Annotated in this window: 13 protein-coding genes, 1 rRNA gene, 1 other RNA gene and 1 other annotated feature; of the genes, 2 read left to right on the top strand and 13 right to left on the bottom strand. The window is 51.5% G+C overall.

All coding sequences use genetic code 11. From position 1 onward, the window contains the following. Positions 1-484: 484 nt before the first annotated feature. The 7 genes from B4113_RS16265 to tadA form a co-directional block, all read right to left on the bottom strand. A complete protein-coding gene (locus B4113_RS16265; RefSeq protein ID WP_033018332.1) occupies positions 485-748 on the bottom strand; it encodes a pro-sigmaK processing inhibitor BofA family protein in 264 nt (87 codons plus the stop codon). A gap of 284 nt (positions 749-1,032) precedes the next feature. Continuing rightward, entirely contained in the window at positions 1,033-1,284 is a 252-nt protein-coding gene (locus tag B4113_RS16260) for a YaaL family protein (protein ID WP_033018348.1), read from the bottom strand. Positions 1,285-1,306: 22 nt separating this feature from the next. Beyond that, the gene (recR, locus tag B4113_RS16255) at positions 1,307-1,903 is read right to left on the bottom strand and encodes a recombination mediator RecR (RefSeq protein ID WP_033018333.1); all 597 of its coding nucleotides are present in this window, start codon (positions 1,901-1,903) and stop codon (positions 1,307-1,309) included. 9 nt (positions 1,904-1,912) lie between these two features. Next, positions 1,913-2,239 carry a YbaB/EbfC family nucleoid-associated protein gene (locus tag B4113_RS16250; protein WP_033018335.1) on the bottom strand — a complete coding sequence of 109 codons (327 nt, stop codon included), beginning with the start codon at positions 2,237-2,239 and terminating at the stop codon, positions 1,913-1,915. A gap of 22 nt (positions 2,240-2,261) precedes the next feature. Further along, positions 2,262-3,941, bottom strand: a complete 1,680-nt coding sequence (dnaX, locus tag B4113_RS16245) for a DNA polymerase III subunit gamma/tau (protein WP_033842752.1) — start codon at positions 3,939-3,941, stop codon at positions 2,262-2,264. Positions 3,942-4,052: 111 nt separating this feature from the next. Then, an RNA gene (gene ffs / locus B4113_RS16240) (signal recognition particle sRNA large type) lies at positions 4,053-4,317 on the bottom strand. Between the two features lie 38 nt (positions 4,318-4,355). Beyond that, positions 4,356-4,853: a tRNA adenosine(34) deaminase TadA gene (tadA, locus tag B4113_RS16235; protein ID WP_033018337.1), complete on the bottom strand. Its 498-nt coding sequence runs from the start codon at positions 4,851-4,853 to the stop codon at positions 4,356-4,358. Positions 4,854-4,938: 85 nt separating this feature from the next. Here tadA and B4113_RS16230 point away from each other — a divergent pair, with 85 nt between their 5' ends. After that, a complete protein-coding gene (locus B4113_RS16230; RefSeq protein ID WP_033018338.1) occupies positions 4,939-6,231 on the top strand; it encodes a glycoside hydrolase family 18 protein in 1,293 nt (430 codons plus the stop codon). A gap of 246 nt (positions 6,232-6,477) precedes the next feature. On the opposite strand, the gene serS is transcribed toward B4113_RS16230, so the two are convergent. From serS to guaB, 5 genes are all read right to left on the bottom strand, one after another. Further along, positions 6,478-7,752 (bottom strand): serine--tRNA ligase, encoded by a 1,275-nt coding sequence (gene serS / locus B4113_RS16225; protein ID WP_033018340.1) that lies wholly within the window; start codon positions 7,750-7,752, stop codon positions 6,478-6,480. 54 nt (positions 7,753-7,806) lie between these two features. Beyond that, positions 7,807-8,026 (bottom strand) — a binding site (T-box leader). A 5-nt stretch (positions 8,027-8,031) separates the two neighbouring features. Next, positions 8,032-8,619 (bottom strand): pyridoxal 5'-phosphate synthase glutaminase subunit PdxT, encoded by a 588-nt coding sequence (gene pdxT / locus B4113_RS16220; protein ID WP_033018341.1) that lies wholly within the window; start codon positions 8,617-8,619, stop codon positions 8,032-8,034. Between the two features lie 24 nt (positions 8,620-8,643). Further along, on the bottom strand, positions 8,644-9,528 hold the full coding sequence (gene pdxS / locus B4113_RS16215; RefSeq protein WP_033018342.1) for a pyridoxal 5'-phosphate synthase lyase subunit PdxS: 885 nt from the start codon (positions 9,526-9,528) through the stop codon (positions 8,644-8,646). Between the two features lie 128 nt (positions 9,529-9,656). Continuing rightward, positions 9,657-11,015: a D-alanyl-D-alanine carboxypeptidase family protein gene (locus B4113_RS16210; RefSeq protein ID WP_061912683.1), complete on the bottom strand. Its 1,359-nt coding sequence runs from the start codon at positions 11,013-11,015 to the stop codon at positions 9,657-9,659. A 103-nt stretch (positions 11,016-11,118) separates the two neighbouring features. Further along, complete coding sequence (gene guaB / locus B4113_RS16205; protein ID WP_033018346.1) at positions 11,119-12,585, bottom strand: IMP dehydrogenase; 1,467 nt, start codon at positions 12,583-12,585, stop codon at positions 11,119-11,121. Positions 12,586-12,710: 125 nt separating this feature from the next. On the opposite strand from guaB, the gene B4113_RS16200 reads away from it, so the two are divergent. Then, the gene (locus B4113_RS16200; protein WP_033018347.1) at positions 12,711-13,703 is read left to right on the top strand and encodes a YaaC family protein; all 993 of its coding nucleotides are present in this window, start codon (positions 12,711-12,713) and stop codon (positions 13,701-13,703) included. A 140-nt stretch (positions 13,704-13,843) separates the two neighbouring features. Here B4113_RS16200 and rrf read toward each other — a convergent pair. Then, positions 13,844-13,960 (bottom strand): 5S ribosomal RNA (rrf, locus tag B4113_RS16195). Positions 13,961-14,167: the final 207 nt, after the last annotated feature.

Here is a 14,167-nt window from a genome sequence, read left to right as displayed (position 1 = left end):
CTCTCCAAAAGAAAGTGGATTGGCTTTGTAAGCTTCGGCGCCGACACCAAACGTGTCAAGCAGCCTCCGCTTTTCGGATTGTCTAGCTCCAGCGCCTGGCTCTCTTCTGCCAAATAACCTCCCCCCTCGGGGTGCAAGCACCCCTCTGGGTGAAGAACATTTGGCTTCGAGAGCCGATCACGGCGCTTCCGCTTTTCGGATTGGCGCTTGGGTTTTGTTTAGTTTTCAAGGAGCATGAGCGATATCATCTCGCACACTTTTATTATTATAGACATCCATCAAGTCATTGTCAAGATGTTTTTTGTCGACAGCGACGTTATTTAATATACCTAACAATGATCAAAAAGTCAATGGTTTTTTATAAAAAAAATGACGTCCCTAAAAAAGTAAGGAGACGTCTCTTTCTCTCCATCACAAAACGATTCGTGTTCCATCGTTTCTTTATATTGGATTTTGCCCTTTCGCTACAAGAATGGCCTTTCTCCTACAAAATATACTGATCAATGACAATCAACGCTGCTGCTCCGGGAAGACCGAGAAACCCGCAAATGAGTGAAGTGATGAAATTGATCGGTATATGAACGCTGAACTGTCCGCCGATGGCGTTGATGACAAACAATGCAAGCGCGCCGACGAGCAGCCGAACGGCAGCGTAACCGATCAAGCGGAGCGCTTTAAGGCGGGCGCCAACAATCAGCAGCATTGTGATGAATACCAATAACAAAGGAATCACAACATTTGGCTCCAAAGACTCAACCCCCTTTTTTCTACGCTTGTACTACAAACGTATGAACAGCGGGGGAAAAAAGAACAAAAAATATAGCGAAGGGCACATTCTTTTCATCAGAAGGAAGGTTTGAGAAACACTGTTGGAGAGCGGTATTTCTCCTTCAATCACCGGCCTTCCATGGTTTCAGGCGTTTCTAACCCCTCGGCTGCATTTCAGCCCTAGTAGTGGGCGCTCAAAGCCGTCTAACCGGAAGAAACGATCACCAACGATTTCCACACCGACATCACCGGCTTCTCCTATGCTCAGCGACGAACCGCTCCGCGCATAGGATGGAACCGATGGACGTTTGTCACGCGGCGGTGCTTTGCCTCGCGGAGAAGAAACAAATATTTGGCCTCGGCGAGTTGCAGCGCGCTCCACACTTCTGGTGACGGGTCGACACTTTTTTCGATGAGCTGCTTTTGCTCGAGCCATTCGTCTCTTGCCTTTTGCAGTTCAGCTAGCAGCTTTTCATCAAACTGTCTCTTTAGTTTCCCCTTTCGCCGCCAAAGCAAATCGATCCCCACCTTTTTTTCTCTATAGTTCGCGACGCCCTTCCAACGCCTTTGACAGTGTCACTTCATCCGCATATTCCAAATCACCGCCAACAGGCAAGCCATGAGCGATGCGAGTCACTTTAATCCCCGTTGGCTTCAACAGGCGCGAGATATACATCGCCGTTGCTTCTCCCTCAATGTTTGGGTCGGTTGCCAAAATGACTTCTTGAATCGTTTCGTCCTGCAACCGCGCCAATAGTTCGGCGATTTTAATATCTTCCGGACCAATGCCTTCCATTGGGGAGATTGCGCCGTGCAAGACGTGATATAAGCCGTTGTATTCTTTCATTCTCTCCATGGCGATGACGTCTTTCGGATCCTGTACGACACAAATCGTTGTTCGATCCCGACGCTCATCTTTGCAAATGTAGCAAGGATCGCGATCGGTGATATGCCCACAAACCGTGCAGTAACGAATCTGTCTCTTGACGTCAACAAGCGCTTTGGCAAATTCAAGCACGGTATCCTCTTTCATGGCTAACACATGAAAAGCTAGGCGGGCAGCCGTTTTTGGGCCGATCCCGGGCAGTTTCATAAAGCTATCAATCAGTTTGGATAGCGGTTCTGGATAATGCATCGTATCCCCCTAGAACAATCCTGGAATGTTAAGCCCTTTTGTAAACTGCCCCATCATATCATTGGCCAGTTCATCCGCTTTTTTGAGGGCGTCGTTTGTCGCTGCTAAAACCAAATCTTGCAGCATTTCAATGTCATCCGGATCGACCACTTCTTCTTTAATGTTTACCTGTAAAATTTGTTTATGGCCGTTGGCGATCACGGTTACCATGCCGCCCCCGGCTGTGCCTTCCACTGTTTTTTCCGCCAGTTCTTCCTGCGCCTTTTGCATTTCTTTTTGCATTTTTTGCATTTGCTTTAACATTTTTTGCATATTGCCCATTCCGCCACGCATCATTTTCACATCCTCCTTTGGTCGGTTATTCTTTCATTTCGATCAATTCCTCGCCAAACAGCCGCTTTGCCTCAGCGATCAACGGCTCCTCCTCGCTTTTTTCCGCTTTGGCTTCTTTGTTGCGGATAAACTCTTCCCTTATTTTTCCCCATTCCTCTTCCGGGATAGCGATCATTTCAAAGCGCCGATGAGTCAGTTCAAACAAAATGGCTTCAACGTTTTCTTTGACCGAGCTTGCTGGATCGGTTGCCATTTTGCAATGGATTTCATATTTAAATTTTAACACAAATGCCGAGGCATTTGCCGCAACAGGCTCGCTTTCTTGCAGGAGCGCGGCATGCGATACTTTGTGCTGCCGCTTTAACGTATCAAGCACATCCGCCCAGCGGCCTTTCACCAGTGCCAAATCTTCGTGCGTCGCTTGCTTCAACAGCTCATAAATGCGGCCGACTGGCGCTTTATATCCCCCTGCTTTCACCGCTTTCACCGGTTTTTTCGTTGAGGCGGGAGCGGATGAAGAAACGGACGATTGTTCCTTTAGACGGCGCAATTCTGCTTCTAGCATGTCCAGTCGCTTCATCAACGGTTCAAGTTCGGAAACAGAGAGCGCCGAAGCGGCGGATGGCGAATGACAAAGCTTCACAAGCGCCACTTCCAGCAAAAGGCGCGGGTGGTTCGTCCATTTCATCTCTTGCTGGCTTTTGTTCAGCAATTCAATAGCCCCGTACACATCGTGGAGCGAAATCGTCTCAGCAAGGGAGACGAACGTTTCATCAACAATGGCAATTTGAATGGCGTCTTCGACATGAGGGGCGGTTTTATAGAAAAGCAAGTCACGATAGTACAAAATCAAGTCTTCCACCAAACGATTCGGGTCTTTTCCTTGCTCCATCATCGCCTCAAACTGTTGCAACACTGCGGCCGTGTCTTTCCGGTGAATCGCTTCAATCAAACCGGCCAACACTGCAAATGATGCCGCCCCGGTCATCATCAACACATCGTCAAGCTCGATCGTTCCATCGCTAAACGAGATGGCCTGATCGAGCAAACTGAGAGCATCACGCATTCCGCCATCGGCAGCACGCGCGATAGCGGACAGTGCCTCATCAGATGCCTGCACCCCCTGGGCATTGGCTACGTATTTCAGACGCGACACGAGACCCGATAGCGGGATGCGGCGAAAATCAAACCGTTGGCAGCGGGAAATAATCGTCGCCGGAATTTTGTGCGGTTCAGTGGTAGCCAAAATAAAAATGACGTGTTTCGGCGGCTCTTCCAACGTTTTCAGCAAGGCGTTAAACGCGCCAATTGATAGCATGTGCACTTCATCGATAATGTACACTTTGTAGCGGACCGAGGTCGGAGCGAATTTGACCTTTTCGCGAATGTCGCGGATTTCATCGACACGGTTGTTGGAGGCGGCGTCAATTTCCAACACATCCGGAATCGTTCCGTCTGTGATGCCGAGGCAAGCAGGGCATTCGTTGCATGGTTCGGCCGCCGGAGCCCGTTCGCAGTTGACCGCCTTGGCAAAAATTTTCGCCGCGCTCGTTTTTCCCGTCCCGCGCGGACCGGAAAATAGGTAAGCGTGCGATATTTTATGGTGAAGCAGGGCGCTTTGCAACGTCTTAGTCACGTGCTCCTGGCCAACCATGTCAGCGAAGCGCTGCGGCCGGAAAACACGGTATAACGCTTGATATGCCACGGAAAACGGCCCTCCTCTTCCTCTCATCTTATTTATTATATAACTTCTCGTTTCGATTTGAAATAACAAAAAACCCACTCGTTATGAGTGGGTTTTTTCTTCTATGTAAGGCCGTGCACCTTCTGTCGATTAGCTGCCCCGAGCGTTGCTCAAGCAGTTAGCTCAGCCCAGGCACCCCTGCGGCACATGGGAGCATCCGCTTACTGCTGCTTCCTTCCGGACCTGACAGGGTTCACGGAATCCCATTGCGCAGGACCCAGACGTCAACACCACTTGCTTGAGACAGACCTCACAACAGACTAACCTCGAGAAGGAATTCAGCCTCGCTAGAGCGGATTGCGAGTACAGGGCACCGCTACCTCCCCGCTTAGCACGGCACTATCAGTATAGCTCGTTTGCAGAAAAAAAGCAATGTCACCGAACCGATTTTTCATTGGAACTCCCGCCAACATTTCTCTTCTGTTCCCGCAGCCGGCGGAAAAAATCGCTTAACAGCAAGCCGCACTCGCTTGCCAACACACCGCTCGTCACGCTAGCTTGATGATTGAACCGGCTCTCTTGCAGCAAGTTCATCAACGTCCCGGCGCAGCCTCCTTTTGGGTCGCTGGCGCCAAACACCACCCGCTCAATGCGGGAAAGAACGATCGCTCCCGCACACATGGCGCATGGCTCAAGCGTCACATACAACGTCGCCCGCTCAAGCCGCCATGAACCGATCGCCTGGCACGCTTCATCAATCGCTAAAATTTCCGCATGGGCAATGGCGCGCTGCTCCGTTTCCCGCAAATTATGGGCGCGGGCGATGATGCGGCCGTCTTGGACGATGATGGCGCCGATCGGCACTTCACCGATTTGCTCGGCTTTTTTTGCCTCTTCAATCGCCAACCTCATGTAATACTCATCGTGGTTCATCGTATACCCCTTTGCGCAAACGGTCATTTCTCTTGCCTTTCCATCATAAAATATGGAGAATAAAGACGCAACTAGGAGGGCCAGTATGCAAATCCATGTCATACAGAGCGGACAAACGTTGAGCGGGATTGCCGAGGCATACGGAACGACCGTCGAGGAAATTGTCCGGGCCAACAAGCTCCCAAACCCTGATAAACTCGTTGTCGGCCAGACGCTGGTGATCCCGATCGTTGGCCGTTTTTATTGGGTGCAGCGCGGCGACAGTTTATGGTCGATTGCACGCCGATTCTCGATTCCGATGCAGCGGCTTGCAGAGGTGAACCGCCTCTCGTTAAATGCCCCGCTGCGGGTCGGTCAGCGGTTGTACATCCCTCCCGGCGCCAAGCGGAGAGCGGAATTTAACGCATACATTGAGCCGCGCGGAGCCACGGTCAGCCCGGCACTGGAAGCGAGCGCCCGCGAGGCCGCCCCGTATTTGACCTATTTAAGCCCCTTTTATTTTTCTATCCGGCGCGACGCAACACTGCAAGAACCGCCGCTTGACGACTTTCCCGCCATCGCCCGCGCCAACCGCGTCACGCTTGTTATGGTGGTTGCCAACATTGAAAACGGACAGTTCAGCGACGAGCTTGGCGCCCTTATTTTAACGAATGAGACGCTACAAAACCGCTTGCTCGACAACATTGTCGCGACCGCCAGACGTTACGGTTTTCGCGACATTCATTTCGATTTTGAATATTTGCGCCCGGAAGACCGCGAGGCATACAACGCCTTTTTGCGCAAGGCAAAACGGCGGTTTGAACGAGAAGGGTGGCTAATGTCGACCGCGTTAGCGCCGAAAACGAGTGCGACTCAGCGCGGGCGCTGGTATGAGGCGCACGATTACCGGGCCCACGGGCAAATCGCCGATTTTGTCGTCATTATGACGTACGAATGGGGGTACAGCGGCGGACCGCCAATGCCCGTTTCGCCAATCGGCCCGGTCCGGCGCGTACTTGAGTATGCCATTTCGGAAATACCGGCAGGGAAAATTTTAATGGGACAAAACTTGTATGGCTATGACTGGACGTTGCCGTACGTACCGGGAGGTCCATACGCCCGAGCGCTTAGTCCGCAGCAAGCCATCGCCCTCGCTGCGAGGTATAACGTCGCCATTGAATACGACATCGAGGCGCAAGCGCCGCACTTTCGCTATCGCGATGAGAACGGCCGCGAACATGAGGTATGGTTTGAAGACGCGCGGTCGATTCAAGCCAAATTCCAGTTAGTCAAAGAACTCGGGCTGCGCGGGGTGAGCTACTGGAAGCTTGGCGTTGATTTCCCGCAAAATGGGTTGTTGATCAATGATCAGTTTATCGTCGGAAAGAGGGGAGGATGACGGATAAAAAAACCCGCCGATTGAAGGCGGGTTTTTTTATGGTCGGAAACGGCGGCTTAGTGGGAAGCCGTTCCGAATAGACAATTCTCCTCTTATGCGCGTCAGTATGGCTCTTCATCGCCGTGGCCGAGAATAGGGGGATTGGCGTCCGCCGTTCCTTTCTTCTCATTGCCAACGTCATTCACTATAACACGACCGTAAGGAAAAGTCAATCAATGGCGAAGAGGAATCACCTCTGTTCCCCGCTTAGCGAATGACATCCCGATTCCCCATGTACGGACGGAGCGCCTCGGGAATTACGACCGAACCGTCTTCCTGCTGATAGTTTTCCAAAATGGCGGCGACAGTGCGCCCGATCGCCAGCCCTGAGCCGTTTAGCGTATGCACATACTCCGGCTTTGCGTTCGGCTCGCGGCGGAAGCGGATATTGGCGCGGCGCGCTTGGAACGCCTCGAAGTTGCTGCACGACGAAATTTCCCGGTACGTCCCATAGCTTGGCAGCCACACCTCGATGTCATACGTTTTCGCGGCGGAAAATCCAAGATCCCCTGTACACAAGGCGACGACACGATACGGAAGCCCGAGCCGCTGCAAGATCGTTTCCGCTTGGCGCGTCAATGTTTCGAGCTCCGCATATGAATCCTCCGGCTTGACGAACTTGACGAGCTCGACTTTATTGAATTGGTGCTGGCGGATGAGTCCTCTCGTGTCGCGGCCAGCCGAGCCAGCTTCGGCGCGGAAGCACGCGCTGTAAGCCGCATAGTAAAGCGGCAAATCGTCAGCCGCTAAAATTTCATCGCGATGCAAGTTCGTCACCGGCACTTCCGCTGTCGGAATGAGGAAATAATCCTCGCTGTCCAAATGAAACGCATCTTCAGCAAACTTCGGAAGCTGACCGGTTCCGATCATGCTCGCCCGGTTCACTAAATATGGCGGCCACACCTCTTGGTAACCAAACTCATCGAGGTGAATGTCGAGCATAAAGTTGATTAAGGCCCGCTCAAGACGAGCCCCTAGCCCTTTATAAAACACAAACCGGCTTCCTGCCACTTTGGCGGCCCGCTCAAAATCAAGCAAACCGAGCTGGTCAGCAATGTCCCAATGCGGCTTCGGTGCAAACGGAAACGAGCGTGGTTCTCCCCATCGTCTCACTTCGACGTTATCTTCTTCCGATTGGCCGACCGGCACAGACTCATGCGGCACGTTTGGCATCGACAAAAGAAGACCGTCAAGCTCTTCTTCAAGTTGGCGAATTTGCTCGTCCAATTGTTTAATGTGGTCGCCGACTTGACGCATTTCGGCGATCAACGGTTCAGCGTCCTTTTTTTCACGCTTTAAGACAGCGATTTGTTGCGACACATTGTTGCGCTTGCTTTTCAACTCTTCGACTTCCGCGATCAAACGGCGGCGCTCCTTGTCGAGCTGCTCAAACCGGTCGATGTGGGCCAAGTCCCCGCCCCGCTGCATCAGCTTTTCTTTTACCTCTGGAAATTGAGTGCGCAGTAATTTGACATCCAGCATTTGTTTTACCTCCTTACCCACCATTTATTATACATAAAAACGCTCCCGTCCCAAAAAAGGGACGGGAGCCATCCCGCGGTGCCACCCTTATTGAAGGCTCATCATGCCTTCCGCTCATGCCGATAACGGCGGCTGCCGAAAACGCCTACTGACCGCTTAGGTGTTCAGCATTTTGCTCGAGGATGGATTCACAGGCGCCGCCTGCCGATTCGCACCACCCACCGGCTCTCTGAAAGGAGGAATGCCTGCTACTAGTTCCTCTCATCGCGTTCGCATTTATTATACGCTTGATACCTTTTTTGCTTCCTTGACCATATTTAAGAAGTATTGCATGAACCGATGGTCATCGGTCAGTTCGGGGTGGAACGAGCAGCCAAGAAATTGGCCTTGCCGGGCCGCGACAATGCGGTCGTTGTATGTCGCGAGGACATCGACCCCGTCTCCGACCTCGACGATGTGCGGCGCACGGATGAAGACGCCGACGAACCCGTCGCCGACCCCTTGAATCGACAGCTCCGCTTCAAAGCTTTCCCGCTGCCGTCCGAACGAGTTCCGCTCGACCGTAATGTCCATCAACCCTAAGTGCGGCTCGTCGTAACCGACGATTCGTTTCGCCAGCAAAATGAGTCCGGCGCACGTGCCGAACATCGGCTTGCCGGCGGCGGCAAATTGCTTCAGCGGCTCCATGAGTCCGTACCGGTCAATCAGGCGCCGCATCGTCGTGCTTTCGCCACCCGGCAGCACGAGCCCATCGAGTCCAGCGAGCTGCTCCGGTTTTTTCACGATGACCGCCTCGGCGCCGCACGCCTCAATGGCGCGCATATGTTCTTGCACGGCCCCTTGCAGTCCAAGCACTCCAATTTTCATCGTTCCTTAGCTCCTTTGTCCGGCTTACCAACCGCGTTCTTGCATGCGGTGCTCCGGCAACAATGTCGCGACATCGATGCCGCGCATCGCGCCGCCCAACCCTTTGGACAAGTGGGCGATCAGCTCGTAGTCCTCGTAATGAGTCGTCGCTTCAACGATCGCCCGCGCATATTTTTCTGGGTTTTCCGATTTGAAAATGCCTGACCCGACAAAGACGCCGTCTGCGCCTAAGTGCATCATGAGAGCAGCGTCAGCCGGTGTCGCGACACCACCGGCGGCGAAATTGACGACCGGGAGGCGGCCAAGCCGTTTAATTTCACGCAACACTTCGACCGGAGCCCCAAGCTGCTTCGCCTCAGCGACAAGCTCGTCCTCGCTCATGCTGACGACTTTGCGGATTTGCGCGTTGACTTTGCGCATATGGCGCACCGCTTCAACGATGTTGCCTGTCCCCGGCTCCCCTTTCGTCCGCAGCATCGACGCCCCTTCCGCGATGCGGCGGGCGGCCTCACCTAAGTCGCGGCACCCGCATACAAACGGAACCGTAAACTGCCGCTTGTCAATATGAAATTCTTCATCAGCTGGCGTCAACACTTCACTTTCGTCGATGTAGTCAACGCCGAGCGCCTCAAGGACGCGCGCTTCCACATAATGACCGATGCGCACTTTCGCCATCACCGGGATGGAAACGGCGTTCATCACTTCTTCGACCACCGTCGGGTCCGCCATGCGCGCGACGCCGCCGGCAGCGCGAATGTCCGCCGGGACGCGCTCAAGCGCCATGACCGCGACAGCCCCTGCCGCCTCAGCAATTTTCGCTTGTTCCGCATTGACAACGTCCATGATGACGCCGCCTTTTTGCATTTCTGCCATGCCGCGTTTGACGCGGTCTGTGCCTGTCAATGCCAACGTTGATTCCCCCTATTCCTATCCTTATGCTTAGTCATATACGCAAAAGGATGATTCCACTGTTTTATTTTACCTCAATTTTTACAAAAATCACAATGGAAAAAAGCTCCCCAAGCAGGGGAGTCGCTTCACAGCCAGCTTTTCACCGTTTTCGCAGCGCTCGTCCATAAGTCGGCGAACAGGCCGCCGATCGCGCGCATGGAGAGCACAAACCAGTTTGCTTTTTCCACCTCAGCGGTCGTCACAAGCGGAACACGGATGTTTTTCTCCATGTCCGGGCTTAAAAAGGCAAGGGAGTCATCTCCTTTATAGTCGAGCGTCATATACCCGACAGTTTCTCCTTTTTTCAGTGGAGCGAGCAGTTTCCCTTCCTTTGTCATTTTTTTCTTATCGAATACATAGACGGGCTTGTACTGTTTTTCCTCACCGTTTTTGACGAGCAGTGCCAGCTTTTTCGCCGTAGCGACGCGCACTTCTTTTTCTTTCCCTTTGACTACCGGAACTGTGCTTTTTCCTTTCAGTTCATATCCTTTCGGATAAAGTGTTTGAAGCGAATATTGATGGAATCCGTAATCAAACAGTTTGGCCGTCTCTTGAAAGCGCGCCTCTTTTGTCGTTTTTCCACTCGCGTCTTTCGCGTTCATAACAACAGAAATGAGGCGCACCCCGTTCCGCTTTGCCGTTCCGGTAAAGCAGTTGCCGGCAAATTCTGTATAGCCAGTTTTCAGCCCGTCAACCCCTTCGTATCCGTATACAAGGCCAGGAAGCATCCAATTCCAGTTGTCCATTCGAATTTCATCTTCTGTTCCTTCCCGGAATATTTTTCGGGGAATACTCGCTGTTTCCAGCACTTCGGGATGGTCTTTCAACAGCCGGTAGGCAAGCATCGCCATGGACCGTGCGGACATAACATTTTCCTCATCCGTGTTCGTTCCCTCTGGATGGAAGCCCTTTAAGTCTTGATTGCTGAGCCCGGTCGCATTGACGAACTTATAATCTTTGAGCCCAAGCTGCTTCGCTTTTTTGTTCATCATCGTTACAAAATTTTTTTCCGATCCAGCTATGATCTCAGCAATGGCAACCGTTGCGGCATTAGCTGAATAAATCGCCATCGCTTCATACAGTTCCCGCACCGTATATTTGCCGTCCTTGCGCAGCGGGACGTTCGACAAGGCACGGTCTTGGGAAAGCCGATATACATACTCGCTCGGCGTATACGTTTGATCCCATTTGACGCGCTTCGCCTTAATCGCATCAAGAAGCAAATATTCAGTCATCATTTTTGTCATACTGGCAATGCCGAGCACTGTATCAATATTTTTTTCATACAAAATTCTTCCTGTTTGCGCGTCCACTAAAATGGCCGCATCGGCTCGAATGTCAAGCGGCGCGCTTTCCGCTTGCACCGTTCGTTGGAACGGCCAAACGGTCAAACAAAGACAAATCGATAGCAGCCAAAAAAACCAAGTTTGTTTTTTCGTTTTCACGTCGCACCCTCCTTACACAACCGTTATTGTAACATATGGACAGCCAAAAAAATAGACGGAGGACGAATCTCCGTCAAACTTAGGACGATTGGCGCAACTGCGCTTAAAACGCGGAGTAGTTTGGCGCCTCTTTCGTAATTTGTACATCGTGCGGATGACTTTCGCGCAACCCTGCGCCCGTCATGCGGATAAATTGCGTTTTCTCCCGCAACTCATCCAAGTTTCTCGTCCCGCAATAGCCCATACCGGCGCGCAGTCCGCCGACGAGCTGGTAAATCGTATCGGCGAGCGGTCCTTTGTATGGCACGCGCCCCTCAATGCCTTCGGGAACGAACTTTTTCGCATCTTCTTGAAAGTAGCGATCTTTGCTGCCGCGCTCCATCGCCGCGACCGATCCCATGCCCCGATATACTTTAAAGCGGCGGCCTTGATAAATTTCTGTCTCTCCCGGGCTTTCCGAAACGCCGGCGAGCAAGCTTCCAAGCATGACGGCATGCGCTCCAGCTGCGATCGCCTTCACGATGTCACCGGAGTATTTAATCCCGCCATCAGCGATAATGGGAACGCCGTGTTTGCGCGCCTCTGTCGCACAGTCGTAGATCGCCGTAATTTGTGGAACACCGACCCCGGCGACAACCCGCGTCGTACAAATGGATCCCGGTCCAATTCCAACCTTGACAATGTTCGCCCCCGCCTCAATTAAATCGCGCGTCGCCTCAGCTGTCGCGACATTGCCAGCGATAATGTTCAAGTCTGGGTATTGACGACGAATGTTCGCTACCGTCTCAAGAACACCTTTGGAGTGACCGTGCGCTGTGTCGACAACAATGACGTCGACTCCCGCCTCAACAAGCTTTTTGACGCGGATCATTGTGTCGGCTGTCACCCCTACGGCTGCACCGACAACAAGCCGTCCTTTAGCGTCCTTTGCCGAGTTGGGAAACTCGATCACCTTTTCAATATCCTTAATGGTGATGAGCCCCTTCAACACTCCGTTTTCATCGACCAAAGGCAGTTTTTCAACCTTATGTTTTTGCAAAATTTTCTCCGCTTCCTCCAACGTTGTTCCAACCGGAGCAGTGATTAAATGGTCCTTCGTCATTACCTCGGAAATTTTTATCGAGTAATCTTGAATGAAGCGCAAATCGCGGTTCGTAATGATGCCAACAAGCTTTTGTTCGTCGGCATTGTTGACGATCGGCACACCTGAAATCCGGTATTTGCTCATTAAATGTTCCGCGTCATACACCTGATGGTCAGGTGTCAAGAAAAAGGGATCGGTAATAACCCCCCGCTCTGAGCGTTTCACTTTGTCCACTTGTTCGGCTTGCTGCTCAATGGACATATTTTTATGAATAATGCCAAGTCCTCCTTGCCGAGCCATGGCAATGGCCATCTCGGCTTCCGTCACAGTGTCCATGCCGGCACTAATAATGGGGATGTTCAGCTGCAGGGTATCGCTCAATTTTGTCGTCACATCAACGTCGCGCGGCAATACGTCTGATTTGGCTGGGATGAGAAGAACATCGTCAAACGTCAAACCTTCCTTTGCAAATTTCGTTTCCCACATGTTTTCTCCCCCTTGTCCGGAAATATTATTAGTAGCTTAACAACTGGTTAAACTACTGTCAAGGAATCAGGGAAATGTTCAACTTTTCAGTTATTTGTTCATCATCTAGTGACAGGGGGGATAAAATGTTCGGAAATAACAACAAACAACCCCGCCTTTCCGTTTTCCAATCCGCTGACACCGCTCGCCAATTTTTGCAGCAATGCTACAAACAATTGCATCGCGAAGATGCTGTTCAGCGCAGCTATACGAACTGCTACCCGTTTTTATATTATTTGGAGCACGGGCAGAACTTTTATGCTACAGCTCAACAGGCACCGCTGTCAATCAAGCCTGTGTTGTTGTTTTATGGTATGGTGCAGCTTTTAAAAGCATGTCTGCTTACCGTTGATCCCGATTATCCTGAGTCGACGTCAGTCCTCGCCCACGGTGTATCAGCAAGGAAACGGAAAAAGCAAGGTTATGAATTTCTTGATGATGAGGTAAAAGTACAAAAAAACGGTTTATTCACTCATTTTTCTGAAAAAATGTTTCATGTGAAACAGGAAGCCGGGGAGAAGTTTCGGATGGGGGCGTTGTTGCAACGGATCGGCGAATTGCATGACACCTTTTTCCTCTTAAGTGGACGAAAAAAGCAGTTGTCTTTGCCGGTTGTACATACTGTCTCCCCTCCAATGGTAGCCATCCCAAAAGCCATTTTAGACTATTATCACATGCCATTGACTCGCTTCCTTCAATACCTACGGGAAGAGGGGCAAGGAAAGGCGATCACATTTGTCAATGAAGAAGGAGAATGGCTACGTTTTCAACTGACAGCGCCGCTTTCCCCGGTCGGGGAGGGACCATTTTTCTTTCAGCTTGATGGCACCTATCGAATCGCGGTCAAGAAAGAAAAAATTTTTTTGTTACCGGAAATACATGCTCACTATTTATTGTTGTACAATTTGAGCATGATTTCTCGGTATGAAACCGAGTGGTGGTGCGAGCTTCTTCACTCCTATCCAAGCAAAGCGTATATTTTTATTGTCGAATTTCTCACCGTGTCAGCGAAAAAAGTTCCATGGCTCGTGAATGAATACTTGATGCAAAAATGGAACAGCTGCTCAGCCGATGCGTAAATGCCGTTATGATCCAACCCGCAGTAACGGCTGCCACTCTGCGTTGGCTGAGAACAAACTATTTCTTTACAGTACGAAACATAACGGTCAAACCAAACAAAAAATCCCTTGTCGATATGAACATCGACAAGGGATTTTTTGCCTAGCAGCGACCTACTCTTGCAGGGGCGCTGGCCCCAACTACCATCGGCGCTGGAGGGCTTAACTTCCGTGTTCGGGATGGGAACGGGTGTTTCCCCTCCGCTATCACCACTAGGCTATTATCGACACATTTTATTATAAAGAAAGTAAGCAGATTGTCAAGGGCTTTTTCATTCCTTCAAAACTAGATAACCGTCGGAAGAAGCCGCGTTTCGTACTGTCTAGCTCCGGCCGCCATCGGCTCGCGACGCTTCGGTCCTGCTGTGGCGGCATAGCCTCCTCGCAGGCCCTCCAGCGCGTTTCGCCGATCGGCGGGCGGCCTC

It is taken from the genome of Geobacillus sp. B4113_201601, from assembly GCF_001587475.1.
Classification (GTDB): domain Bacteria; phylum Bacillota; class Bacilli; order Bacillales; family Anoxybacillaceae; genus Geobacillus; species Geobacillus icigianus.
The sequence above is the reverse complement of the archived record's forward strand: the minus strand, read 5'-3'. Positions and strand labels throughout refer to the sequence as shown.